This window comes from Thiomonas intermedia (assembly GCF_002028405.1).
In the GTDB taxonomy this organism is placed as follows: Bacteria; Pseudomonadota; Gammaproteobacteria; order Burkholderiales; family Burkholderiaceae_C; genus Thiomonas; species Thiomonas intermedia.
Window position 1 is genome coordinate 472,243 of the sequence record NZ_CP020046.1, and the last position, 26,371, is coordinate 498,613.

The window sequence follows — 26,371 nt, forward strand, 5'->3', positions numbered from 1 at the left end:
AACGCTATTTCTGCACCCGCGTTGCCCCCAGGCGGGGAGGGCTGCAAGGCGAAGGTGCGAGGCAAGGCTTTCTGCCTTGCCTCGCACCGACAACGCCGCAGCGGCCCCGCCTGGGTCGGGCCGGGGGTCTGGGCGGCGGGCTGCCACGTTGCAGTCCGCTTGTGGTGGAGACCACCACAAGCGGACTGCGCCTCGCATTGCCTCCGCCCAGACTCCCGGCGCGGGTGCAGAAATAGCGTTAACAGGCCCTAGAACCGCGCTCAACCGCCCAGGGCGATCAGCACGCCGACGACAACCAGGAAGATCGCGAACACACGCTTGAGCGAAGGGCCTGAGATACGGTGAGCGACGCGCACGCCGTAGGGCGCCAGCGCCATGGAGGCCACCGCCGTGGCCGCCGCAGCGGGCAGAAACACATAGCCCAGCGCCCCCGCCGGCAAAGGATGGGTGGGTGCATGAACGGAGAGCATGTAGCTCAGCGCGCTGGAGATCGCGATCGCCAAACCGCAAACCGTACTTGTGGCCACCGCCTTGACCGGCTGCACGCCAAGGGCGACAAGCAAGGGCACCGTCATCGACCCGCCCCCGATACCCACGACCGAGGACACCGCGCCAATGCCCGCGCCCGTCGGCAGCAACCAGGGCGAACGGGGTATGTGTTCCTGCCCCCCCACCGCCTTCTTGCCCTTTCCGAGGGTCATCTGTACTGCCATGACGGCGCAGAATCCGGCAATGACGTAGCGCAAGGACTGGCCGCTGAGCATCTGCGCCAGGTGGGCACCCAAAAAACCGCCGATCACCATGCCGGGCGCCAGCCAGCGCCAACTCGGCCACAGTACGCCGCCGCGCTTGATGTGCGCAGTGGCTGAAGAAATGAAGGTCAGCACGATGCTGGCCATCGACGTCGCCACGGCAACATGGATGACCTCATCCGCGGGAATGCCCAGAGCAGGCAAGGCAAAACTGAGAGCAGCAACCAGAAGCAAGCCGCCGCCGATGCCGAGAAGCCCCCCCAGAAAACCGGCCGAGGCACCGGCCAACACAAAAATCGCCAAGGAAAGCCACATCGTCAACTCTCAATCGAATGAGCCCAAAACGGACAAGCCCCAAGCCTACCGAACTGCGCAGGACCCTCGAACTGACGGATGTTCCACGTCTGCGGAACACCACACGCAAAAAGGCCCGCAGGCCAAGGAGCCTGCGGGCCTGGGGGCGCAGATCAGCGCTCAGTCTTTGCGCTCGGGATGCAGCAGTCGCTCCATGCCGATGAGCTTCATCATGTACTTCTCATAGATTGGCTCGGAATTGCCCTTCTTCATCTTGCGAATGAAGTATTTCTCGAAAGCGATCTTGGCCAGATGCACCCACTTCCCCTCGCCGAACCAGTTGACGTTACGGGGCGGGATCTGGGGAATGGCCACGAACGCCGCACCGGTATTGCCGAAGTCAGCCAGGCAGATGGCCTGCCAGGAGCCGCGGTGCGTCGGCTGCTTGCCGGCGAGTTCCTCTTCGATGTTATGCACGATGGCCGTCACCATCGATTCGATCATGTACCCCGTCTTGGGCACTCCGCAGGGCACCGGGGTGGGGCCGGTCGGCGGAATCGCGATGCACACACCCGCCGAGTAAATGTTCTTGAACTTGGGGCTGCGCTGATTCTGGTCGACGATGACAAAGCCACGCGGATTGCAAAGCCCTTCGACTGCGGCAACTGGATCCACGCCCTTGAACGCGGGCAACATCATGGAGTGCTTGAACGGCAATTCATGCTGCTTGACCACATTGCCATGCATGTCGAGTTCGTCCACGAACATCTTGCCGTCTTCGACCTTGGTCGTCTTGGCATTGGTGATCCAGCGGATATCGTGGCTGCGGAACGCGCTCTCCATGATGCCTTTGGAGTCACCCACTCCATCCAGGCCGAGGTGGCCGATGTAGGGCTCGGCCGTCACATAGGTGATGGGCACCTTGTTGCGGATTTTCTTCTTGCGCAGCGCCGTGTCGAGCACCATGGTGTATTCGTAGGCCGGTCCGAAACAGCTCGCGCCCGGCATGGCACCGATGATGACCGGCCCCGGGTTGGCGACCAGTTTTTCGTAGTCTGCGTAGCACTTTTCGGCATGATCGATACTGCAGATCGACTGGGTGAAGCCGCCATGCGGCCCGGCTCCGGGCACCTCCTCGAACGACAGCTTCGGTCCTGTGGTGATGATGAGATAGTCATAGTTGACCTTGGCGCCATCCTGCAGCGTCAGCGCGTTGCTCTCAGGCTCGATCTTGGTCACCGCCTTGGCGATGAAATCGATGCCTTTGCGCTCCAGATACGGCTTGATCCCGAAGATCACCTCGTCTCGGCTGCGCCAGCCCACGGCCACCCACGGATTGGACGGCACGAACTGGAAGTAATCCACGGCATTGATGACCGTGATCTTGTGTGCCTTGCCAAGTGCTTCACGCAACTCGTAGGCGGCTGGCATACCGCCAATGCCCGCGCCCATAACAACGATGTGTGCCATACCCTAGTCTCCTGGTGTGCAAATCAATGCCCGAATGCGCTCGGGCGGCGCTTCAGCAACTCCGGCAAGGCTCCATTCGTAGCGTATGGCCGAAGCAGCGATCCTGACGATGCGTGTCGTCGCCGCCATGCCGATGCGTCCGTGAACTCATCAGACTTTTGCGGCAGTCCTGATCAAGCATTCGTTTATTCAAGCATATCTATACGGCTGATCGCACCCCAGCGATTCCTGTCAAGCCCGCCAAAAATGTTTGATTAAACGCAAATTTCAAATGTCTGCATCCGTGTTAGTCCTAGTCTGGTTAAACCCTAATACTCCCGGAAGCATTGCGAAATCTTTTCTATACTGAATTTCGAGACAAGTTGATCCCTCGATCATCCACGCGGCGAGACACACAGAGGTCGCCGCACAACACCTGGAGGAAGCCTACTCATGCGCAACACACCTCGTCCACTCTGGAATCCCTATGTCGCGGGAGTCATTCTGGGCCTTGGACTGCTGGCCACCTTTCTCGTCACCGGCAATGGCTACGGCGTGACCGGTGCGACCACGCTCGCCACAGCTGCGGTCGCCGGCAAGGTCGACCCCAACACGGTCGCCACCCACACCTATCTGCACAACCTGTTTGAAGTCGGCCTCGACCGCTGGATCGTTTGGGAAGTTGTCGGGCTGGCCATCGGCGCGCTGATCGGCAGCGTGCTGGCTGGCCGCTTCAAGTTCCAGATCGATGGACCCACCCAGGCCGGCCGCAGCCTGCGACTCGTGCTCGCCGTGATCGGGGGTATTGCCGCCGGCTTTGGCGCCCGACTGGCGCTGGGCTGCACCAGCGGCATGGGCCTGTCCGGATCGGCCACACTGGCCGCCGCGGGCTTTCTGTTCCTCATCGGCTTTTTCATCGCCGGCATCGTCTTCGGGCAACTGACGAAAGGACTCTGGAAATGAGCTTCCCTCTTGGATACACCGGCCCACTGTCGGGCATCATTCTCGGCCTGGTCTTCGGCTACGTTCTTGAGAACGCTGGCTTTGGCAGTGGCTGCAAGCTCACCGCCCAGCTCCGTTTCAAGGATTGGGCCGTCTTCAAGGTCATGTTCACTGCCATTCTGGTCTCCGCCGGCGGTCTGTACCTGCTGCAGGGCATGGGCGTGATCGAGGTCAGCAATATGTTCGTACCCTCGGTCTTCATCTGGGGCAGCTCGCTCGGCGGCGTGCTCATCGGCGTTGGCATGGCCGTGGGCGGATACTGCCCTGGCACCTCGATCGTGGCCCTGTTCTCGGGCAAGCTCGATGGCTTGATCTTCCTCCTGGGCATTGCCATCGGCACCCTGGGCTTCAATTCCGTCTTCAGTTCGATCGAAGGCTGGGCTTGGAAGCAGGTCGGACCGGACGGTCTCACCTTGCCGCAACTGCTGCACATGCCCGCATGGGCCGTCTGGGGGCTGCTGTTCGCCGTACTGGTGATCGTGGGCTACCTGACGCGCACCAATATGCAATCGCGTGGTACAGGTGGCAAGTCGTCTGGCGCCTTCGTTGCCCAAAACAGTTAAATTCAGGCGCTCTGTCAGCGCGCGGCCCTTCTCGCACGTTTTTTGCGAACAGGGCCGCAAACGGTTGTCCTGTTTTCCAACCACTCTTCAGGAGTTTCCTATGGCTAAAGCCCGCATCAAACTGTCTCAAGCTCTTCCCGCCCTGGCCCTGGCTGCTGCCGTCGTGGCCCCCATGCCCCAGGCGCTGTCGAGCCTCTCGGCCACAGGCATTGCTCATGCTTCGAGCAACCCCTGCGCACCCAGCAATCCCTGCGCGCCCACCAAGAAGAAAATGGAGAAGAAGAGCAGCAACCCCTGCGCGCCCTCCAAGAGCAGCAATCCTTGCGCGCCGTCCAAGTAAGCTGAGTCGAACCATGACGCCGACTGCCGGTCATCGCGCGCGGCGTCATGACACCCCATGATCCAGTCCCCTTCCCTGTTGTCCGGTCATGCCCCCAAGAGTCGGCGCCATGTCGTCGAACTCCTGGGCGCATTGTCCGAACAAGAGCGAAGCGATCTGTACGCTGCGGGCCAGCGCGCCCTGGCGGCGACCCAATCTCTGCTGCAAAAAGGCAGGACCGTGATCTCCGAGATCATCGGCACCACACCCTATGTGGAGTGGGAACACTACCCCAGGCGGGACGCCAAGAGTCGTAGCGGAGCCTTGTTCTATTACCACGCGCATGCCGCGTCACAACGCATGAAGGACGAGCATGGTCACTTTCATGTGTTCGCTTCCAACGACAACTCGGCATGTCCGCATGACCAGCGCTACACCCATATTGCAGGCCTTTCCGTTGACGAACGCGGCATGCCTTTGCGCGTATTCACGACCAACCAGTGGGTGACAGCAGAATGCTGGGAAAGCGCGGACCGCATTTGCGCACTGGCGCGGCAGACCGAATTGAAGGATGCAAGGCCTCACAAGGTCGGGGTTTGGCTTGATGCCGTCTTCGCTTTTTTTCGGCCGCAGATCGACCTTGTGATTCATATGCGCGACGCGCGCATCAAGGCGCTGGAAGCGCGCGGTCGGACGCAGTTGTTTGAAGACCGGCGCACCCACATCCTGAGCCAGTGCCGTATCGATTTTTCGACGCAGATTCTTGCGTTGGAGGAGTTGGGCGCGCAAGCGCCCTGAACAGAGCCGGGCGGGTACACGCCCTGAAAGTACATTTTCACCCATCCAAACGAGGAGCCAACATGAAACTGAAGCATCTGATCGGCCTGAGCATCATTGCCGTGGCCGCGGCACAAACGGCAGGTGCAGCCACGCTACCCGGCCCGCTGGTCACGCCCCAATGGCTGAATGCCAACAAGGACGCAGTCACCATCATCGACATCCGCGACGAGCCCAAGACCTTCAGTGAAGAGCCGAAATTCGAAGTCGACGACAAGACCAAGGTGAAGACCCTGGTCAAGACGGGCGGACACATCGAAGGGGCCATTCCCGTGGATTTCGGCAAGATTCGCCAGGAACGCACGGTCGACGGCGTCAAGATCAAGGCCCAACTGCCCACGGCCGAGTACTTCACCAAGGTCATGGACGACTCCGGTGTGAACAAGACCGACAAGCCCATCGTGATCGTGCCCACCGGCGAGAGCGTTGACTCCATGGACATGGCCACTCGCCTGTACTTTCAACTGCGCTACTTCGGCGAACCGCGCGAGAAACTCGCCATTCTGAACGGCGGCGTCAACGCCTGGATCCAGGCTGGCTTCCCCGTCTCCGCCGAGAAAGTGACCCCGGCCAAGGGCAACTGGACGGCTGGCGCGGAAGACAAGGCCATTCTGGCCACGATGCAGCAAGTCAAGGAAGGCCTGCAAGGCGGCAAGGATCAGTTCATCGATGCCCGCCCGACCGCGCAATTCCTCGGCATCGTGAAGAAGCCCGTCAACAAGACCGGTGGCCATCTGCCGGGTGCGCGCTCCTTCCCGACGGACGCCATCGTCAAGCCGGTTGGCGCCGCGCATGAATTCATGAGCGCCGACGACTACAAGAAGATCTACGCCGAGTTCAACATCCAGCCGGATGCGCCTACCGTGACCTATTGCAACACGGGTCACCTGGCTTCCGGCGCCTGGTTTGTCAGCCATGAAATTCTTGGCAATAAGAATTCCAAGCTCTACACCGGCTCGATGATCGAGTGGACCAACCTCGGCAACCCGACTGTCGGACTGCCGCACTAAAGGCCAGATAGGCCGCGCACTGCGGCTCTTACGCGACAACGCCCGGGACATCCCGGGCGTTGTCGTTTGCCCCCCCGCATTCGAGTGGTCGTGCCACAACGCCCGGCGCCAAGATCGTTCATTCGAGGGGGAGAGCGTCGAATACCGGAGCAGGCGTGAGATATTTCACAGGCCCATGCGCTGGAAAACCGATCAAATGAGGGCTTGAACCTCCTACACTGGCTTTCGACAATTTCGCCACGTTCCTTCCCCTTCTCCGACATTACAGAGGTCGAGCATGTTGAACCGCTATTCCCGTTTCAGTCTTTGGCGCCTGGTCGCCGCTTCCATCGCGGCCCTTCTGCTCGGCGCCTGCGCAGCCAACAATTACCCGGCCGCACCGGACAAGATCGCCCAGGGCGCCTACCACTACAAGGTTGGCGCGGGCGATACGCTCAACGTGAACGTCTGGCGCAATCCAGACCTGTCCATGTCGATCCAGGTCCGTCCGGACGGCAAAATCTCCACGCCTCTCGCGCCTGATGTCGAGGCCGCCGGGAAGACTCCTGGCGAAATCGCCAAGGAGATCGAGACCCAACTCTCCAAGTATGTCCGCGATCCCGTGGTGTCCGTGGTCGTGACCGGCTTCCAGGGCCCCTACAGCCAGCAGATCCGCATCGTCGGTCAGGCGGTTCGGCCGATCGCCATTCCCTACCGTGAAAACATGTCCTTGCTCGACGTGATGATCGCCGCGGGCGGCCTCACCGAGTTCGCCGACGGTAACGCCGCAGTGCTTGAACGGCATGGCAAGACCTACAGCATCAAGCTGGGCGATCTGCTCAAACGCGGCCAAATGTCGGCAAACGTCCCGGTCGAACCGGGTGATGTCATCATCATCCCGCAGAGCATGTTCTGAACCACACCGCCTTGACCTTCACCGTACCCGAGCCCGCCATGCAGACTGCAAGCCGTCCTGTTTTGTTCGCGCTGACCCCGCTGGCTTTCTGTCTGCTGCAGGCCGGGACGGCGTATGGTCAAACCATTCCCGGCCTCAACCTCACGGTCCCCGGTGGCGTCACCCTGCCCCAGACCTTCGAGGGTGACGAGACCCAGGGTGGCCTGTTGACGCCGCTGGGCAGCGCCAGCGCGCCGCTTCCGGCACGGGGTAATTTCGTTCAACCCTCGGTCGGCATGTCCGTCGTGCAGACCAGCAATGCCTATTTCGGCACCGCCACGCCCGCGCGTTCCGACACCATCGTCAGCATCACCCCCGGCATCGCGTTTCAAACCATGGGGCCAGAGTTGCGAACCTACGGCAACTTCGCACTCAATGGGCAGTACTACGCCCGCAGTTCATACAGCAATACGGTGCTGCCTTCGGGTACCCTGGGGCTGAACGCAAGACTGATCGACCAATGGCTGTACTTCGACGCCAACGTCCTTTCGCAGCAGAACGCGCTGACCACCATCCCGTCGCAGTCCACCGGCACCGCAACGTACACCACCACCCAGTACACGCTCAGCCCTTACATCGACCATCGTTTCGATGACAACCTGCGTCTGCGCGCCCGCAGCGAAAATACCTGGACGCAGATCAGCGGCAATCAGACAGGCGCCGATCTGAGCAATGGCCGCTACGGCCTGCAAACCATCCGACTCGACCGGCGGCCCACGCCGCTCGGCTGGGGCTTGGATGCACGACAGGAAGAAACCGTCTACACCGACACCGGCGCCCTGACCCTACGCGATGAAATCGCGCGGGGCCGCGTTCTGTATGCCTTCACTCCCCATTTCGAGGCCGGATTGATTGGCGGTTACGAGCGCTACTCCACCGGCTATGCGAGCCTGAATCACAGCATTTACGGCGTGCAGGCCAACTGGCGGCCCAACCTCTACACCCGATTCGACGGTGTGGTGGAGCGCCGGTTTTTCGGTACGGGCTGGGACATCAACGCCTCGCAGCAGATCCAGCACCTCAGCCTGCGCCTGAACTGGAACCGCGCGCCCTCGTCCTACCTCGCGTCGCTGCAGACCATACCTTCCGGGGTCAGCCTGTCCACGCTGCTGGGAGGCATGCTGGCGTCGCAGTTCCCGGACCCCGCGGCCCGCGCCCAGGCGGTGCAGAACCTGTTGGCGGTCACGGGTCTGCCGGCCACCCTGCCCAACGCCGTCAACTACTACACCCAGTCCGCCACGCTTCAGAACACCCTGACCCTCACCGGCGTTCTCCTGGCGCAGCGCAACAGCTATACCGTATCGGTGTTTCACACCAAGACGCAGGATCTGATTCTGCCGGGCACGCCGCCTTTGAACAACCTGCTGATTGCCTCGGCCGACTATTACCAGAACGGTATTGGCCTGAGCTATGGGCGGCGCCTGACGCCCGTGACGAGCCTGAACGTCGGCGCCCTCTGGGCTTTGAGTACTGGATTCGGCCCCAACAAGGGCGTCAGCACGCGTCAGACCACCTTCATCGTGCAACTCAGTCGGCGCCTTTCCCCGCAGACCATTCTCGTACTTGGCGCGCGCAGGCAACTGCTCGACACGGCCAATACCGGCATCCTCAATGCGAACGAATCGGCGATCTACGCCGGCGTAACCCATCAGTTCTGATTCAGGTCCATGTACGCGGCACATTTCGGCCTGAGCGCCCCTCCCTTCCAACTCAACCCCGATCCCAGCTTTCTCTACGAAAGCAAGGGACACAACTACGCCCATCAATACCTGCGCTTCGGAGCGATGCAGGGCGAAGGATTCATCATCGTCACCGGCGAGATCGGCGCGGGCAAGACCACCCTGGTGCGCGCGCTGCTCAATGAACTCGATCCGGCCAAGGTCGCAGCCGCGCAGATCGTCAGCACGCAGCTCGAGGCCGACGACCTCCTGCGTGCGGTCGCCAACGCTTTTGGCATTCCGTCCAAGAGCGCCTCCAAGGCCGAACTGCTCGCCGCCATCGAAGCCCACTTCACCACGCTGATGCTGCAGAACCGTCGTGCCCTGCTGGTCATCGACGAAGCGCAGAATCTCAATGCCGCGGCGATCGAAGAATTGCGCATGCTGTCCAACTTTCAGTACGGCAACCGCGCCCTGCTGCAAAGCTACCTCGTCGGCCAGCCCGAACTGCGCGAAGTGCTGCGGGCCCCCAATCTGGAACAACTGCGCCAGCGCATCATTGCCAGCTGCCACATCGGCCCGATGGACGCCGACGAAACCCGGGCCTACATCGTCCATCGCCTCAAGCGCGTGGGCTGGACCGGCCGCCCGCAGTTCGACGAGGCCGCCTTCACCACCATTCACGACTGGACGGGAGGGCTGCCGCGCCGCATCAACATGCTGTGCAACCGCCTGCTGCTCTCGGCCTTTCTCGACAACGCCGACCAGATCGACGCGACACGCGTCGATACCGTGGCCCGCGAGATTCGCGAGGAGATCGGCGGCTTGATGCGTCCCGCCGACCCCGTGGAGCCCCAGCCCCCCACGATCACCGCGCCCGTGCATCGCCCCGCGCCCGCAGCCGTGTCCAGCGTGCCTGATCACGAAGCCCCACTGGGCCAGCCCATCCTGCGCGACGTGGCCGAAGCGATGACCCGCGCACCCTCGCCGCCCAAGCCCGGCGAACCGGGGCCTTTGCTCTGCATCGCCCAGACGCAGGAAGACCGCATCGCCCTGCATCCCTTGATGCAGAAGATGAAGCTCTACTCCGGCTTGCCGGTGCCGCTGCTGGTCGGGCTTGAACATCTGGCTACGTCGGCGGTAGCCAACGATCCGGCCCTGGCGGAAATCGACCTTGCCCTGCTCCCCGACGCACAGGATGAGCAGCCCGGCCTGGCCGTGTGGACGAACTGGCTCGACCAGATCTTCGCGACCTACCGGCCCACAGCCGTGCTCACCTTCTCGAACGGCGATGCCGCACTGGCCGCAGCGCTGATGGCCCGTCACCAACATCTCTCGCACATTCACATCGAGTCCGGCCTGCGCCACGGAAAGCGCTCCGATCCGCAGGAGATCGACCGCATCCTCATCGATCAACTGACCGATCTGCATCTGACGCTCGGACCGAGCTGTGCCGATGTGCTGACGCACGACGGCATCGCGCCCGAGTCCATCCGAGTCGTCGGCAATCTGCGCATCGATGCCACGCTACAGGCCAGCGTCCATGCCGCAGACCCCAAGCAGTTCGCGCCCGATATTGGCGTACCCAAAACCTACCTTGCCAACCCCCAGGGCTTTGCGCTGCTGCTGCTCGAAGACGCCGAATGGGCGTCCTCGCGTGAAAAAATGATCGACATGCTGGCCAACGCCAAGCGCCTGAGTCGCATCCTTCCCGTCATCTGGCCCATGCCGGCAGCCATCCACAGCCGCATGCTGCAATACGGCCTGAGCAACTCCCTGCGCGGCGCCCGGGTGGCCTGCGTTCCCGAGCTTCCCTACGGGCAGACTCTCGCCCTGCTCAAGCAGGCCACCTGCCTGCTGACCGATCGCGCCAACCTGCAAGACGCCAGCTCCCACCTGGCCATACCCTGCCTGACCCTGCAAGACTATTGCGCCCGCACGCATACCCTCAAGCAAGGCAGCAACCAGATCGTCGGGCACGACTTCCGCCGCATTTTCCAGGCGATGGGCGACATCCTCGAGGGCGACAGAAACGCACGTCCCAATCCCTTCAACTGCGACGGCAAGGCCTCCGACCGCATCGCGCAGGCTCTGGAATCCTGGCTCATGACCCAATGGGAAAACCAGGTCCTCGAAACCCTGGAGGCCCACGCATGAACGGCGCCCCGTCCGGCAGCCCTGGCCCCATATCTCTCTGAAACACCACACCATGAACGACTTACTGCGCCCCTTGTTCAACCTCCTGCCCGGCATGTGGGACAGGCGATGGGTGGGCCTGCTCACCGCCTGGGTCATCATGGTGCTCGGCGGCGTCGGCGTGGCCCTGTTCCATGAGCGTTACATGGCCTCCGCCCGCGTCTATGTCGATACCCAGACCCTGCTCAAGCCGCTGATGCAGGGCCTGACCGTGCAGCCCAACATCGACGATCAGGTCGCCATGGTGGCCCGCACCCTGCTGGCCCGTCCCAATCTCGAACAACTGGTGCGCGAAAAACACCTCGCCATCGATGACGGCAAGCCCGACGCCGTCAACCGCACCGTCGATCAGTTGCTCAAGAACATCAAGCTCAACATCAATGCGCGCGAAAACCTCTACAGCGTCACCTACGTCAACAGCGATCCCAAGGTTGCCCTGGGCGTGGTCACCGATCTGGTGAACATGTTCCTCACCTCGGGCATCGGTGGCAAGCAGCAGGACACCGAGCAGGCGCTGAAGTTTCTCGATGCCCAGGTGGCTGACTACGGCCGCAAGCTCAGTGCGGCCGAGCAGAAGCTCAAAGACTTCAAGACCCAGCATCCCGGTTACTCCGGTGTCGCCAACATCGACTACTACACCCGCGTCAACCAGGCCTCCGATCAGCTCTCCCAGCTGCAGGGCCAGCTCAGCGCCGCGATTGCCGCGCGCAATGCCATCAGCGGGCAGATGCGCGGCGAGTCTCCCACCATCAGCGTGACCTCGCCCTACATGGCCGCCGCCGGAACTGCCGCGCCTGGCGTCCCCCCGGCGGTTCTCGACGTCGAGCAGCGCATCCAGGCGCAGCGCGCCAAGCTCGACGACCTGCTGCAGCGCTACACCAACGACTATCCCGATGTCATTTCCGCCCGCCAGACGCTGGCCCGGCTGGAGGCCGAGAAGCGAGCTCGCCTCAAGGCGGCAGCGGAGCAGCCCGCTCACACCAACGAGCCCGCCTTCACCTCCAACACCATCAGCGCCGCCAACCCGGCCTATCAGCAATTGCGGGTGCAAGTGGCCCAGGCCGACGCCAATGTCGCCTCGCTGCAGGCCCAGGTCGGCGAGGCCCAGAGCCGCCTGAGCCAGCTTCGCAGCCAGGCCGGACAGATGCCCGAACTCGATCAGCAATACGCCGAGCTCATGCGCGGCTACGACGTCATCCGCAAGAGCTACGACGACCTGGCCGCGCGCCGCCAGTCCGCCGGACTCACCCAAAGCGTCGACGCCTCCTCGCAGCTCGCCGTGTTCCGCGTGGTCGATCCGCCGCGCGTGGAGCATCGTCCACTGTTCCCGAGCAAACCCGTGCTCATCGCCATGCTGGTGTTCTTCGCCCTGGCGTGTGGCGGCGTCGCAAGCTTCGTCGTCTCCCAGGTCATGCCCACCTTTCACAGCCCGCGCCACCTGCGGGAATCGATCGACCGCCCGGTGCTCGGCAGCATTTCCATGCTGAACTCACCCGACATCCTCGCGCAAGACAAGCGCGGCAACGTGAACCTCGCCCTAGGCGTAGGCGGACTCGTCCTCATCGGCCTGCTCTGGGCCATCTGGGCCCATTTCGCACGGCAGGCCGGCGTCTAAGGAAACACCATGAGCACCATTGAACAAGCCGTCAAACGTCTGGAAGAACTGCGCACCGCCGGCGTGGACGTGCCGTGGACCCCCACGCCGCCTGCCGAGACCACACCGCCCGCGCCGTCACCCTTCATGTCAGGCGCCTCCGGCGCCAGCCCTGCCGCGGCGGCCAGCGTGCATCCGCTCCCAGCCCAGGCCAAACCCGTCGAGCCCGCCGCTCGCAGCGCCAAGCCACAAGACATGGGCACCCGCTCGAAGCAGGTCGAGATCGATCTCAACCGACTCGCGGCCCAGGGCTACATCGTGCCCCACGCCACGCGCTCCCTGCTGGTCGATGAGTTTCGCGTCGTCAAGCGGCCGCTGCTGGGCAATATCACCGGCGCGGCCTCGACCAAGATCGACCGTCCCAATCTCATCATGGTGACCAGCTCGCTGCCCGGAGAAGGCAAGACCTTCGTCGCGGCCAATCTCGCCATGAGCATCGCCGCCGAACTGAACCACACCGTCCTGCTGGTCGATGCCGACCCCTCGCGCAGCACCCTGCTCGAACGTCTGGGCATCGCTCCGGCGCAGGGGTTGATCGACAAGCTGCTCCATCCCGAGCTCGACCTGTCCGACCTCATTCTCGCCACCAATGTGCCCAAGCTGGCTGTCCTGCCCGTGGGCACGCCCAACGCCCAGGCCACCGAGCTGTTTGCCAGCGCCACCATGGACCTGCTGCTCGAAGAAATGGCCCACCGCTACCGCGACCGCGTCATCATTCTCGACGCGCCGCCGCTGCTGCCCTCCGCCGAAGCCCGCGCGCTGTCGCTGCACGCCGGGCAGATTCTTTTCGTCGTGCAGGCCGGGCGCACGCACCAGGGCACGGTGCAGCAATCCCTCACCATGCTGCAGGACCATCCCATGGTCTACACCCTACTCAACCAGAGCCGCGGACCGAAGGCGGGCTCGCCCTACGGCTACTACGCGTACTGAGCGCCCCCAGGGCCGGGCTGCGCCCAGCCCGCCCCCCGTGGGGGTCAAGGAAACTTGGGGCGGCCCGGCGTTTCCTTGAGAGGTTCCCGACGCACCCGACGACGCCTTCCCAAGGAAGGCGTCGTTCTTCGCGCTCGCGGTTCTGGTGAAAAATTCCCGGAAATCGCGTTGGATTCGTCGATCTCCCCTGCTTGAGGCCTAGTCAATCCGCCGCATGCGCGGTGCAATGTCATCCATTGACAGCGTCAGCCGGACGGGGGTTCGGTTCGACACTTCCCTACGTCCATGGTGGTGGCAGCAATGCACAGTCCTTCGAACAGCGGCAGTCTCCCGTCCCGCCTCGGCGACTTTGCCCAGGTCGTTCCTGAAGCGCAGCGCGCGCCCTTTCGCATCGAGTCTGAAACCGGGCCTCTATCGGCCGACGTCCTCATCGCCGCCGCCGCGATCACGCTGCAAAGGCTTTGCGGCGCGGGCGCGTCTCTGCGGGTTCTGGCGCGTCCCGGCCTGTCGTTCTCGGTGGAAGCCACGCCTGGCGAAACGGCCCAAGCCCTCACCGAACGCACGCGTGAAAGTCTGGCGAATCCCAGCGACGGAGCGCCTCACGATGCACCCGCCGATCTGATCTGGCTCATCGACCCCGCCCAGGCCAGCGAAGCCCAGCCGCAAGAGCCCTCGACCCTCCTGCTCACACACGACCCGCAGCGGCAAACGCTCGCCCTCCACTCCTCCGGCTTCTACGCGGCGTCGTGGGCCGAATCGCTGCTGCATGCCGTGCGCGTCATCGCCCAGGCCATCGAGCGCGCTCCGCTGCAGCAAGTCGGCCAGTTCGAGCTCGTCGATGCCGATCAGCGTGCCGACCTTCTGGCACTCAACCCCGCCTGTCGCGCCGCGCCCTCGGCGCCGAACGTGCCCGCCCGCTTCAGCCTGATGTGCGCGCAACACCCCGATGCGCCCGCCGTGCGCTGGCACGGAGGCCACTGGACCTACGCCCAACTCGACGCCAAGTCCCGCGCCGTGGCGGCCGCGCTGCAGGCGCAGGGCGTGGTGCCGGGCGATGCCGTCGCGCTTTGTCTCGATCGATCTCCCGCTGCCATCGCCTCGGTGCTCGGCGTGCTGATGGCCGGGGCCGCCTATCTGCCCATCGACCCCAAATTCCCGCCAGAGCGCGTGGCCTATATGGTTCAGGACGCGCAGGCGCGGCTCGCCCTCGTCCAGCCCGATACGGCCGCGCTGTTTCCCGCCAGCTTCCAGACCCTCGATCCCCAAAGCCTGCTCGACACGCCCAGCGCGCCGCAGCCGAACGGCAACGTGCCGAGCGCACCCGACGCGCTGGCCTATGTGATGTACACCTCCGGCTCCACCGGAGAACCCAAGGGCATCGCCATTCCGCACCGTGCCATCCTGCGCCTGGTGGTCGATGCCACCTTCCTGCCGCTCGACGCCTCGACCGTCATGCTGCACGCTGCGCCTTTGGGTTTTGATGCCTCCACGCTCGAAATCTGGGGGCCTCTGCTGAATGGCGGCTGCTGCGTGCTGCATGACGAGTCCATTCCCACAGGCCCCGGCATCGCCCGCAGCATTGCTCGCCACGGCGTGCGCAGCGCCTGGCTGACGGCGGCGCTGTTCAACGCCATCGTCGATGACGATCCCCACTGGTTCAACGGTCTGGCCCACCTGCTCACGGGTGGCGAAGCCCTGTCGGTGGCCCACGTCCGGCGCGCGCTCGAAGCGCTGCCCGACACCGCGCTGATCAACGGTTACGGCCCCACCGAGTGCACCACCTTCACGGCCACCTACCGCATTGCGCACGCGCTGCCTCCCGACACCCTGGCCATCCCCATCGGCCACCCCATCCAGGACACGCATGTGCTCATCCGCTCGGGCACGGGCGCCCTGCTGCCCCGGGGCATGGTGGGCGAGCTGTGCGTGGGCGGGCGTGGCGTGGCGCTGGGCTATCTCAACCGCGCCGAGCTGAGCGCCGAACGCTTCGTGTCCGACCCGCTCGACGCCGGGGGCCGCCTCTACCGCACCGGCGATCTGGTGCGCTGGCGGGCCGACGGTGCGCTGGAGTTCATCGGCCGTGTCGACGGCCAGATCAAGATTCGCGGCTACCGCATCGAGCTCGGCGAAATCGAAGCCGCCCTGGCGGCGCAGCCCGGCGTGCAGGCCTGCGCCGTCGCCGTGCATACCGACGCCGCGCTCGGCCCTCAGCTCGTCGGCTATGTCGTCGCACAGGGCGGTGCGCCGCTCGATCTCGGCGCAGTGCGCCGCGCGCTCGCCGCCCGGCTGCCCGATTACATGACCCCCGCGCACCTGATCGCGCTCGCGCGTCTGCCCGTCACCCTCAACGGCAAGCTCGATCGCAAGGCCCTGCCCGCGCCCACGCGAGCAGCCAAGACCGGCGCCGCGGCCTCCGCCCCATCGACCGGGCTGGCGCCAGACGTCGCGGCCATCTTTGCCGACGTGCTCGGTCTGGATCACGTCGGCCCGTCGGACAACTTCTTCGAAATCGGCGGCAATTCCCTGCTGGTCCTGCGAGCGCTTGCCGCCCTGCGCCAGCGTGGGCATGGCGAACTCAGCGTGGCCGCATTTTTTGGCGATCCAACGCCACGCGGCATCGCCGCGCACCTCGGCGGCCAGGTCGGCATCGCGGCCCACCGCCTCACCGCCGCCCACCGCGGCGAACACCCTGGCGACGGTCTGCGCGACGAGCCCATCGCCCTCATCGGCATGGCCGGCCGCTTCCCCGGCGCTCCCTCGGTGGAGGCCTTCTGGAGCCTGCTCACCGAAGGCCGCGAAGGCATCCGCTTCTTCCGCCCCGACGAGCTCGACCCCGCCATCCCTGCCGCCTTGCGCGCCGACCCGGCCTATGTGGCCGCGCGCGGCGTGCTGCAGGGCGTGGCCGATTTCGACGCCGCCTTCTTTGGCATCAGCCCGCTCGAAGCCGAGTTGATGGACCCGCAGCAGCGCGTGTTCCTCGAGCTGTGCTGGGAGTGCATGGAACGCGCGGGACATGTGCCGGGCCAGACCGCCACGCCCGTGGGCGTGTTTGCCGGCATGTACAACGCCACCTATTTCCAGCGCCATGTCAGCGCCCATCCCGACCGGGTCCAGCGCCTGGGCGAGTTCCAGGTCATGCTGGCGAACGAGAAAGACTACATCGCCAGCCGCACCGCCAACCGCCTCGACCTCACCGGCCCGGCGGTCAGCGTGCACACCGCCTGCTCGACCTCGCTGGTCGCCATCGGCCAGGCCGTGGACAGCCTGCGCAGCGGCCAGTGTGGCATGGCCCTGGCCGGCGGCGCTTCCATCAACTGCCCACCCGACAACGGCTATCTCTACCAGGAAGGCGCGATGCTCTCGCCCGACGGCCACACCCGCACCTTCGACGCGCAGGCGCAAGGCACGGTGTTCTCCGACGGCGCCGCCGTGGTGCTGCTCAAGCCCCTGAGCGCGGCCCTGGCTGATGGCGACACCATCCACGCCCTGATCCGCAGCGTCGCCATCAACAACGACGGCGGCGGCAAGGCCAGCTTCACCGCGCCCAGCGTGGACGGGCAGTCGGCCGTGGTCGCCGCCGCGCTTGCGGCGGCCGGCGTCGAACCCCACGACATCAGCTACGTCGAGGCCCACGGCACCGCCACGCCGCTGGGCGATCCGGTGGAAGTGCAGGCGCTCACCCGTGCCTATCGAGACGCCGCCCCCCGAGACGCCGCCCCCCGAGACGCCGCCCCCCGAAGCGCCGATACCCGGCGCCCGTTCTGCCGCATCGGCTCGGCCAAGAGCAATATCGGCCACACCGTCATCGCCGCCGGGGCCACCGGGGTCATCAAGACGGCGCTGGCCCTGCAGCACGAGCGCATTCCGCCCACCCTGCATTTCACCGCGCCCAATCCCAAGCTCGATCTGCAGCACACCCCCTTCATCGTCAACGACACCCTCACGCCCTGGCCGCGCACCGCACAGCCGCGACGGGCCGGGGTCAGCAGCTTCGGCGTGGGTGGCACCAACGCCCACGCCATTCTGGAAGAAGCACCGCTGCGCGCGCCCAGCAGCCCGGCGCAAGGGCCGTTCATCCTGCGTCTGTCGGCCCGCAGCGAGAGCGCGCTGGCCGCGTCCGCCGAGCAGCTGGCCACGCACTTCACGTCCCAGCCCGACACCCCGCTGGGCGATTGCGCCTACACCCTGCGCATCGGCCGAAAAGTCTTCCCCCAGCGCCTGAGCGTGGTGGCCGATGACGCGGCAGGCGCCATCCTGGCCCTGCGCGACACTCAAGCACCAATGCGCGCACAACGCCGCGCCCCCGCCGATCCGCCGCCGCTCGCCCTGCTCTTCCCCGGCCAGGGCGCGCAATACGCTGGCATGGGCAGCGGCCTCTACGCCGCGCTGCCCGAGTTCCGCGACGCGCTCGACGCCGCGCTTGCGGCGTTTGCGCCCCATACCGCTTTCGACCTCAAGGCCCTGCTGTTCGGCGACGACGCCGCCGCGCTGCAGCCCACCGCCGTCACCCAGCCCGCGACCTTCTGCGTCGAATACGCCCTGGCGCAATGGTGGTTGCAGCGCGGTTTGCAGCCCAGCGTGCTCATCGGTCACTCGGTGGGTGAGTTCGTCGCCGCCGTGCTGGCCGGGGTGTTCTCGCTCGAAGACGCCGCCGCCCTGGTGGCCTTGCGCGGCCAGCTCATGCAGGCCCAGCCGCCGGGCGCCATGCTATCGGTGCGGCTCTCGGCCAGCGCGCTGCAGCCCTATCTCAACGACGAGCTCGACCTCGCCGGCGAAAACGGCCCGCAGGCCAGCGTGGTGGCCGGTTCGTTCGAGGCCATCGGCCGCCTGCAGGCCCGGCTCGACGCCGACGGCCTCGTCAGCCGCCCGCTGCAAACCTCGCACGCCTTCCATTCCGCCATGATGGACGCCGCCATCGCGCCCTTCGAGGCCGCGGTGCGGCGCGTCGCGCGCCACGCCCCGCAGCGCACGCTAATCTCAACCCGCACCGGCCAGGTGCTCAGCGCCGAGCAGGCCACCGACCCCGTTTACTGGGCAAGACATCTGCGCGAAACCGTGCGTTTCTCCAGCGCGGTGCAGACGGCGCTGGGCGCGCAGCCCGGTCTGGTCGGCATTGAGTGCGGGCCGCGCGGCTCGCTCAGCCCCCTGGTGCGCCAACACACCCGCGCAGGCCAGCCCGCGCCCATCGCCCTGCCCAGCCTGCACGACGCGGCGGCCGTTGAGTTGCGCCAGCTCGCCAGCGCGGTGGGCCAGCTCTGGACGCTGGGACACGACATCCCCTGGTTCGATGCCGCCGAGAAACGCCAGCGCACCCTCCTGCCCACCTACTCCTTCGAGCGCAAGCGCTACTGGCTGGACGCCGCCGTGGCGCCATCGGTCAATCCACAACCCGCCGGCGCGCAAGCCGCCCCCCAACCCATCGCCTTCCAGCCCGCCGCAGCGCTTGCCCGCGCTGCCACCGTTGCCTCGTCTGCCGCCGCCATCGGTGCCGCCCCCTCCATCCCCCTTACGCCGACCGCCGCCATGACCCAAGCCTCCTCTCGCCTGCCGACGCTCATTTCCCGCCTCAACACCCTGTTCGAAGACAGCTCGGGGGTCGAGCTGGCCGACACCGACCCGACCGCCGCCTTCGTCGAACTCGGGCTCGATTCGCTCACCCTCACCCAGGCCGCGCTGCAGATCAAAAAAGACTTCGCCCTGCCCATCACCTTCCGCGACCTGATGGAACGCTACCGCAGCGTCGATGCCCTGGCCCGCCACATCGACAGCCAACTGCCCCCCGAGCCTGCCTCGGTTGCCTCATCGGTTGCGGCAGCCCCCCAAGCCTTGCCGCAAGCCCCGCAAACGCCACTCGCAGGAGCCTTCGCCATGACCCAGCCTGCCGCCTTCGTCCCGCAAGCCATGCCCTTCCCCCTGGCCGCGGCTGCGAACACCCCCTTCATGCAGCAGCTCATTGCCCAGCAGATGCAGCTGATGGCGCAGCAGCTCGCCCTGCTGGGCGGCGCGCCCGGCGCATTCGCCCAGCCCATCGTGGCCGACGCGCAGGCCGCACCGCAAACGCAGCAAGCCGCCGTGGTGGCTCCAGCCGCCCCAGCGGCGCCCGCGCCATCGCCAGAGGCGCCCGCCGCGGCCAGCGCCCCGCCCGCCGATGACGAAGGCCCGAACGCCAACGCCAAATACGACGTGAAAAAGGCCTTCGGCGCCATCGCCCGCATCCACACCACGCCCACCGGCGAACTCAGCGCCCGGCAGCAGGCGCGGCTCGACGCCTTCATGCGCCGCTACATCGAGCGCACCAAGGCCTCCAAGGCCTACACCGTGCGCCATCGCCCCCATCTGGCCGACCCCCGCGTGGTCAACGGCTTCCGCCCCCAGCTCAAGGAAATCATTTATCAAATCGTCATCGCCCGCTCCGCCGGTTGCCATATGTGGGATCTCGACGGCAACGAGTATGTCGACGCCCTCAGCGGCTTCGGCATGAGCCTGTTCGGCTGGCAGCCGCCCTTCATCATTGACGCCGTGCGCAAGCAGCTCGACGACGGCTACGACATCGGCCCCCAGCACCCCCTGGCCGGCGAAGTGGCCGAACTCATCTGCGAACTCACCGGCGCCGACCGCGCCGCGCTGTGCAACACCGGCTCCGAAGCCGTCATGGGCGCCGTGCGCGTGGCCCGCACCATCACCGGCCGCAGCAAGATCGCCATCTTCGCCGGCGCCTATCACGGCATCTTCGACGAAGTCATCGTGCGCGGCACCAAGAAAGGCCGCTCCATTCCCGCGGCGCCGGGCATCATGCCCAACACCTCCGAAAACGTCGTCGTGTTCGACTACGGCACCCCCGAAACCCTGGCCGCGCTCAAAGAACGCATGGACGAATTCGCCGCCATCGTCGTCGAGCCCGTGCAGAGCCGTCGCCCCGACTTCCAGCCCCGCGAATTCCTCCACGCCCTGCGCGAACTCACCGCGCAAGCGGGCACCCTGCTCATCTTCGACGAAGTGGTCACCGGCTTCCGCTCGCATCCCGGCGGCATCCAGGCCCTGTTCGACATCCGGGCCGATCTGGTGAGCTATGGCAAGGTCGTCGGCGGCGGCTTCCCCATCGGCGTCATCGCCGGCAAGCGCCAGTTCATGGACGCGCTCGACGGCGGCCAATGGCAATACGGCGACGACTCCGTGCCCACCGTGGGCGTCACCTACTTTGCCGGCACCTTCGTGCGCCACCCCCTCGCCCTGGCCGCGGCCCGGGCCGTGCTCCTGCACCTCAAGGCCGCGGGCCCCGAACTGCAGCACACCCTCACCACCTCCACCGCCGCCATGGTGGACGAGCTCAACGCCTACTGCCGCGAAGTGGGCGCCCCCATCGTTCTCAAATCGTTCTCCTCGGTGTGGAAAATCTTCTTCACCGAAGACCACCCCATGCAAGACCTGCTCTTCGCCATGATGCGCAGCCGCGGTGTGCACATCCTCGACAACTTCCCCTGCTTCTTCACCACCGCCCACACCCCGAAGGACATCGCCGTCATCAAGACCGCGTTCAAGGAAGCCGTGGCCGAGCTGCAGGAAGCCGACTTCATTCCACGCCACGCCGATGCGCCCCCCGCCGCCTTCGACGCCAGCCGCCCACCCGTGCCCGGCGCGCGCATCGGCAAAGACCCCAGCGGCAACCCCGCCTGGTTCGTCCCCAACCCCGAGCAGCCCGGCAAGTACCTCCGTCTCGACGCATGATGAACGACCTCTCCCACGCCTCGGCCGCCACGGCGGTCGACTACGACCCCTTCGCCGACGCCGCGCCCGTCGCCCGCGTCGCCCCCACCACCGAAGCCCAGCGCGAGATCTGGCTGGCCTGCCAACTCGGCGGCGACGCCACGCTGGCGTACAACGAATCGGTCACCCTCCATCTGCACGGCGCCATCGAGCTGCCACACCTCAGCGCTGCCGTGCGCAACCTGGCCGACCGGCATGACGCACTGCGCGCCACCTTGAGCGCCGACGGCGAGCAATTGCTCATCGCCGAGCATGTGGACCTCGACCTCCCCGTGGACGACCTGCGCGCGCTCACGTCCGATCAGCGCGACGCCGCCCTGAGCCAAGCCGCAGCCCAGGCCGTCTCCACACCGTTTGACTTGCAGCACGGCCCGCTGTTTCGCGCCCGCCTAATGCGGCTGGCCGACGACCACGTCGCCCTGCTGCTCAGCGCGCATCACATCGTCTGCGACGGCTGGTCGTTCGGCGTGCTGGTGAGCGAGATCGGTGCGCTCTATGCAGCCCAACGAGGCGAGGCGCCCGAGCCAGACGCGCCTGCCAGCTTCGCCTCCTTCGCACAGGCGCTTGTCGAGCGCCAAGCCACCGAAGACCATCGCGCCGATGAGGCGTACTGGCTCAACCGCTACGCCAGCGTGCCCGCCGTGCTGGAGCTTCCTTGCGACCACACCCGGCCCGCCATCCGAGCCTTTTCCTCCAAACGCGCCGACCATGTCTTGCCCGCCCCGCTGGTCGCGGCCGTTCGCCAGCTTGGGGCCAAGTCCGGTGCCAGCCTGTTCTCGACCTTGCTCTGCACCTTCGGCGCCCTGTTGCAGCGGCTCTCAGGCAATGACGAGGTCGTGGTCGGCGTGCCCGCTGCCGGGCAAACCCTGCAGGGCTTCGAGACGGTCGTGGGCCACGGCGTCAATCTGCTGCCCTTGCGCCTGATGCCCGACACCGCCGCTCCGCTGGCGCAATCGCTACCTGCGGTGCAATCGGCCGTGCTCGATGCCTTTGAGCATCAGCACTACACCTTCGGCACCCTGTTGCAGAAATTGCTGATCGAACGCGATCCGTCGCGGGTGCCACTCGCCCCGGTCATGTTCAACCTCGACCAGGCCATCGACCTGCGCAGCTTCGGCGACTTGCAGGTCAAGGTGTCGTCCAACCCGCGTCTGGCCGAGAACTTCGAGCTGTTCGTCAACGCCGTCCCGCTGGCCGATGGTGGCCTGCAGCTTGAGTGCCAATACGCCGCATCGCTGTTCGACGACGCCACCGTGCGCCGCTGGCTGGCGAGCTACGAGGCCCTGCTGGTCCAGTTATGCGCTTCTCCTGACAAGGCGCTGGGCGATCTCGACATCGTCACCGCTGCCGACCGGCAGCAGCTCGCTCGGCTCAACGCCACCTCGTCACCGCTGCCGCCGGGCCTGTTGCTGCACCAGCTTCTTCATGCCCAGGCTGTTCGCACGCCCGAGGCCACCGCTCTGGTTTCCGGCGGAGCGTCACTGACCTATGTCCAACTCTGGGCACAGGCCCAACGCATTGCCCATGCGCTGCGCGCACGCGGCGTACAGCGCGGCTCGCGCGTGGGTCTATGCCTGCCCCGCGATGCCGACATGGTGCCCGCCCTGCTCGGCGTGTTGCTGGCCGGTGCGGGTTATGTGCCTCTCGATCCGAGCTTTCCCGCCTCGCGGCTGGCCGACATGGCCGAAGACGCCGACCTGGCTCTGCTGATCGCCAAGTCGGCGTCTGCCGAGGCCCTGCCCTGGCCGCGCGAGCAAAGCCTCTGGCTCGACACGGATGCCGCCGAAATCGCCGCCCAGCCCGACACCGCGCCTGCGGCAGATGCCAAACGCGACGCCACGCCCGAGTCGCTGGCCTACATGATTTACACCTCCGGCTCCACCGGCAAACCCAAGGGCGTCATGCTGCCGCATCGCGCCGTGGTGAACTTTCTGCTCGCAGTCACCCAAAGGCCCGGCCTCAAAGTCGGCGACATGCTGCTGGCGGTGACCACCCTGTCGTTCGACATTGCCGTCCTTGAACTCATGCTGCCCCTGACCGTGGGCGCCGCCGTGCTGCTGGCCAGCAAAGAAGAAACCGCTGATGGCTTCGCCCTGCGCGATCTGCTCGACCGATTCCCTGTCACCGCCATGCAGGCCACGCCGAGCACCTGGCGCCTGTTGTTCAGCGCAGGCTGGGCCGGGCACCGCAAGCTCAAAGCCCTGGTGGGCGGCGAGCCCCTGCCCCCCGACCTTGCCGCGCAGTTGCAGCGCCATTGCGGCGAGGTTTGGAATATGTACGGCCCAACCGAAACCACCGTATGGTCGACCTGCTGGCAGGTGCACGACACTGCCGCGGCCATTGCCATCGGCACGCCACTGGCCAACACCCAGGTCTGGGTGCTCGATCCGCGCGGCAACCTTTGCCCGGTGGGCGTTCCCGGCGAAATCCACATCGGCGGCGCCAGCGTGGCGCTGGGCTACTGGCAGCGCGAAACCCTGACCGCCGAGCGTTTCGTTCCCGACCCCTTTGCCGCTCAAGGAAACGCAGGGCCGCCCCAAGTTTCCTTGACCCCCACGGGGGGCGGGCTGGGCGAAGCCCAGCCCTGGGGACGCTCATCACCCGGTGCCCGCATGTACCGCACCGGCGACCGCGGCCGCTGGCGCAACGACGGTCAACTCGAACACCTAGGACGGCTGGATTTCCAGGTCAAACTGCGCGGCTTCCGCATCGAGCTGGGTGACATCGAATCGCACCTGACACAGCATGCCGACGTGGCGCAGGCCGTAGCCCTAGTGCGCGAAGACACACCGGGTGACGCCCGGCTGGTGGCTTATGTCGTCGCGCCAGCCGGCCATGCCGCCCCCACCGCCGCCGTGCTTCGTGCTCACCTGGCCGCCAGCTTGCCCGCGTACATGGTGCCCCAGCATTTCATCGCGCTGCCGACTCTGCCCCTCTTGCCCAACGGCAAGATCGACCGCAAGCAACTGCCGTCGCCCACCACCGGCAGCGCTGCGGTCAAGGCCGAGCGCCGACTACCGCGAACGCCCACACAAAAGCGCGTGGCCGAGGTGATGGAGCAGGTGCTGCGCCTGCCTGGTATGGCCCTCGATGACGACTTCTTCGCTCTCGGTGGTCATTCGCTTCTGGCGGCTCAGCTGGCGGCGCGACTGCGCGAGCAGACCGGCCTCGACGTGCAGATGCGCACCGTGTTTGATGCGCCCAATATCGACGGGCTGTCCCGCTGGATTGACACCCACGCCCAGGACAGCAGCGCCAAGGCCGAGGCGATTCCTCATCGCAGCGAGCAAACCGTCGCACCGGCCTCGCTGCAACAAGGGCGCATCTGGTTCCTCGAACAACTCGACCCCGGCCTGCCGACCTACAACACGCCCTCCGCCCACCGCCTGCGGGGTGCGCTTGACGTGGTCGCGCTCGAACGCGCCCTCAACGCCATGATCGCGCGTCAAGCCTCGTTGCGCACCGTGATCATCGAGGAGGACGGTACACCCTTGCAGGTCGTCGCGCCTGAGTTGACCGTGCAACTGGGCGAGATTCACGATCTATCCACTCTGCCGACCGCTAACCGCGAAGCAGAATTGATGAAGCGCTTGCAGGCCCGAAGCGCCGAGGTCTTCGATCTAGGCGAATTGCCGCTGTTCAAACTGGGGCTGTATCGGCTGGCGAAAGACGATCATGTGCTGTTTTTCATGCCGCATCACATCATCTGGGACGGCTGGTCTTTCGATCTCATTTATGACGAGATGGCAGCGCTCTACCCCGCTTTTGCAGAAGGCCGTACCCCAGATTTGGTACCGCTTCCTGTCACTTATGGCGACTATTCCGCCTGGCAACGGCGATGGCTTGAAACGCCCGACCTTCAGCGCCAGCTTGGCTACTGGCGCGAACAACTCACGCCGCTACCCGCTCCACTGAGTCTTCCCGCAGACCGGCCCCGTCCCAAGCGCATGACCGGTGGCGGCGACACCTACTGGTTCAACCATTCGGCCGATTGGTTTACCCGCCTGCATCAATTCGCTCTCCAACAAGACGCCACGCCTTACATGGTGTTGCTCGGCGCCTTTGCGGCGCTGCTGTGGCGGCAATCCGGTCAAACCGATCTGGTCATCGGCACACCGGTACGCGGCCGCCCTTCGGTGGACCTGGAAAAGGTCATGGGCTTTTTCGTGAACGCCTTGCCGCTGCGGATTCGCCCCGATCCGGCGCAGTCGTTTGCATCCTTGGTACGGCAAGTGCGCGGTGTCGTACTTAGTGCGTTTGCCGCGCCCGATGCGCCGCTGGAGCAGATGCTGCATTTCTCATCTGTTCAAAGAGACGACAGCCGCAACCCGATCTATCAGGCCTTTTTCTCCTATCAAGACGTGCGACAGCGAAACACGCACTGGGGCACTCTCGAACAGGAGAATCTCAAGGTCTATCAGCCTGCCGCCGCCGAGGACGTCCGCCTGTGGTTCCTGAACAACCCCAACGGGGTGACGGGTGGTTTGACCTACAACACCGATGTTTTCGATGCGCCGCACATCGCTGACTGGATGACGCAATACAGCCAATTGCTCGCCGACGCCATCGCTGACCCCGAGGCCTCGCTCGCGGACTTGCCCGCCCTGCGCGGCACCGCGCAAGCCAGCCCGTCGACAACCTCGACGGCATCGCCCGCCGTTTCGCCGGGCTTGCCCGCCGCTGCAACCCTCACCGCAAACGATTTGCAAACCGAGACGGAGCGACAACTCGCCGCGCTCTGGACCGAGCTGCTCGCCACGCCGCATATTGCCCCCGACGACAATTTCTTTGACCTGGGCGGCCACTCGCTTCTGGTCATGCAGGCCTTGTCGCGTATGGAGAAACAGACGGGAAAACGCCTCGGCCCCCGGCATTACGTGTTCGATTCATTGCGACAGATTGCCCTCGAATACGACAAAGCAAAACAAGCCGCACCCAGCGGCAAAAAGAGCCTCTTCCAGCGCCTGTTCGGAAAAGAGGTCAGCAGTTCGACGCACTCAGCAAACTAA

The 26,371-nt window shown here is 65.5% G+C and carries 14 protein-coding genes; 12 read left to right on the plus strand and 2 right to left on the minus strand.

What is annotated here, in order from left to right:
• Nucleotides 1–260: 260 nt before the first annotated feature.
• Nucleotides 261–1,067 (minus strand): sulfite exporter TauE/SafE family protein, encoded by an 807-nt coding sequence (locus BVH73_RS02150; RefSeq protein ID WP_079415680.1) that lies wholly within the window; start codon nucleotides 1,065–1,067, stop codon nucleotides 261–263.
• A 159-nt stretch (nucleotides 1,068–1,226) separates the two neighbouring features.
• Nucleotides 1,227–2,516, minus strand: coding sequence for an NAD(P)/FAD-dependent oxidoreductase (locus tag BVH73_RS02155; RefSeq protein ID WP_079415681.1), 1,290 nt, complete (start codon nucleotides 2,514–2,516; stop codon nucleotides 1,227–1,229).
• Between the two features lie 432 nt (nucleotides 2,517–2,948).
• Between BVH73_RS02155 and BVH73_RS02160 the strand changes: the two genes are divergently transcribed.
• The 12 genes from BVH73_RS02160 to BVH73_RS02215 all read left to right on the plus strand — a co-directional run bounded on the left by BVH73_RS02160 (nucleotide 2,949) and on the right by BVH73_RS02215 (nucleotide 26,371).
• On the plus strand, nucleotides 2,949–3,458 hold the full coding sequence (locus BVH73_RS02160; RefSeq protein WP_079415683.1) for a YeeE/YedE thiosulfate transporter family protein: 510 nt from the start codon (nucleotides 2,949–2,951) through the stop codon (nucleotides 3,456–3,458).
• Nucleotides 3,455–4,060 carry a YeeE/YedE thiosulfate transporter family protein gene (locus BVH73_RS02165; protein WP_079415684.1) on the plus strand — a complete coding sequence of 202 codons (606 nt, stop codon included), beginning with the start codon at nucleotides 3,455–3,457 and terminating at the stop codon, nucleotides 4,058–4,060. Before BVH73_RS02160 ends, BVH73_RS02165 begins: the two co-directional genes overlap by 4 nt.
• Before the next feature lie 100 nt (nucleotides 4,061–4,160).
• The gene (locus BVH73_RS02170) at nucleotides 4,161–4,400 is read left to right on the plus strand and encodes a hypothetical protein (protein ID WP_079415685.1); all 240 of its coding nucleotides are present in this window, start codon (nucleotides 4,161–4,163) and stop codon (nucleotides 4,398–4,400) included.
• A 57-nt stretch (nucleotides 4,401–4,457) separates the two neighbouring features.
• Nucleotides 4,458–5,177, plus strand: coding sequence for a DUF6969 family protein (locus tag BVH73_RS02175; RefSeq protein WP_079415687.1), 720 nt, complete (start codon nucleotides 4,458–4,460; stop codon nucleotides 5,175–5,177).
• 62 nt (nucleotides 5,178–5,239) lie between these two features.
• Nucleotides 5,240–6,226, plus strand: coding sequence for a sulfurtransferase (locus tag BVH73_RS02180; protein ID WP_079415689.1), 987 nt, complete (start codon nucleotides 5,240–5,242; stop codon nucleotides 6,224–6,226).
• A gap of 277 nt (nucleotides 6,227–6,503) precedes the next feature.
• Entirely contained in the window at nucleotides 6,504–7,121 is a 618-nt protein-coding gene (locus BVH73_RS02185) for an XrtA/PEP-CTERM system exopolysaccharide export protein (RefSeq protein ID WP_079415690.1), read from the plus strand.
• Between the two features lie 38 nt (nucleotides 7,122–7,159).
• A complete protein-coding gene (locus tag BVH73_RS02190) occupies nucleotides 7,160–8,818 on the plus strand; it encodes a TIGR03016 family PEP-CTERM system-associated outer membrane protein (protein ID WP_079420239.1) in 1,659 nt (552 codons plus the stop codon).
• A 9-nt stretch (nucleotides 8,819–8,827) separates the two neighbouring features.
• The gene (locus tag BVH73_RS02195) at nucleotides 8,828–10,975 is read left to right on the plus strand and encodes an XrtA/PEP-CTERM system-associated ATPase (protein WP_079415691.1); all 2,148 of its coding nucleotides are present in this window, start codon (nucleotides 8,828–8,830) and stop codon (nucleotides 10,973–10,975) included.
• Nucleotides 10,976–11,027: 52 nt separating this feature from the next.
• Entirely contained in the window at nucleotides 11,028–12,629 is a 1,602-nt protein-coding gene (locus BVH73_RS02200) for an XrtA system polysaccharide chain length determinant (protein ID WP_079415693.1), read from the plus strand.
• Nucleotides 12,630–12,638: 9 nt separating this feature from the next.
• The gene (locus BVH73_RS02205; protein WP_079415694.1) at nucleotides 12,639–13,598 is read left to right on the plus strand and encodes an XrtA-associated tyrosine autokinase; all 960 of its coding nucleotides are present in this window, start codon (nucleotides 12,639–12,641) and stop codon (nucleotides 13,596–13,598) included.
• A 300-nt stretch (nucleotides 13,599–13,898) separates the two neighbouring features.
• Nucleotides 13,899–21,323 (plus strand): polyketide synthase, encoded by a 7,425-nt coding sequence (locus tag BVH73_RS02210; protein WP_245800387.1) that lies wholly within the window; start codon nucleotides 13,899–13,901, stop codon nucleotides 21,321–21,323.
• Nucleotides 21,323–26,371, plus strand: a complete 5,049-nt coding sequence (locus BVH73_RS02215; protein WP_079415697.1) for a non-ribosomal peptide synthetase — start codon at nucleotides 21,323–21,325, stop codon at nucleotides 26,369–26,371. Before BVH73_RS02210 ends, BVH73_RS02215 begins: the two co-directional genes overlap by 1 nt.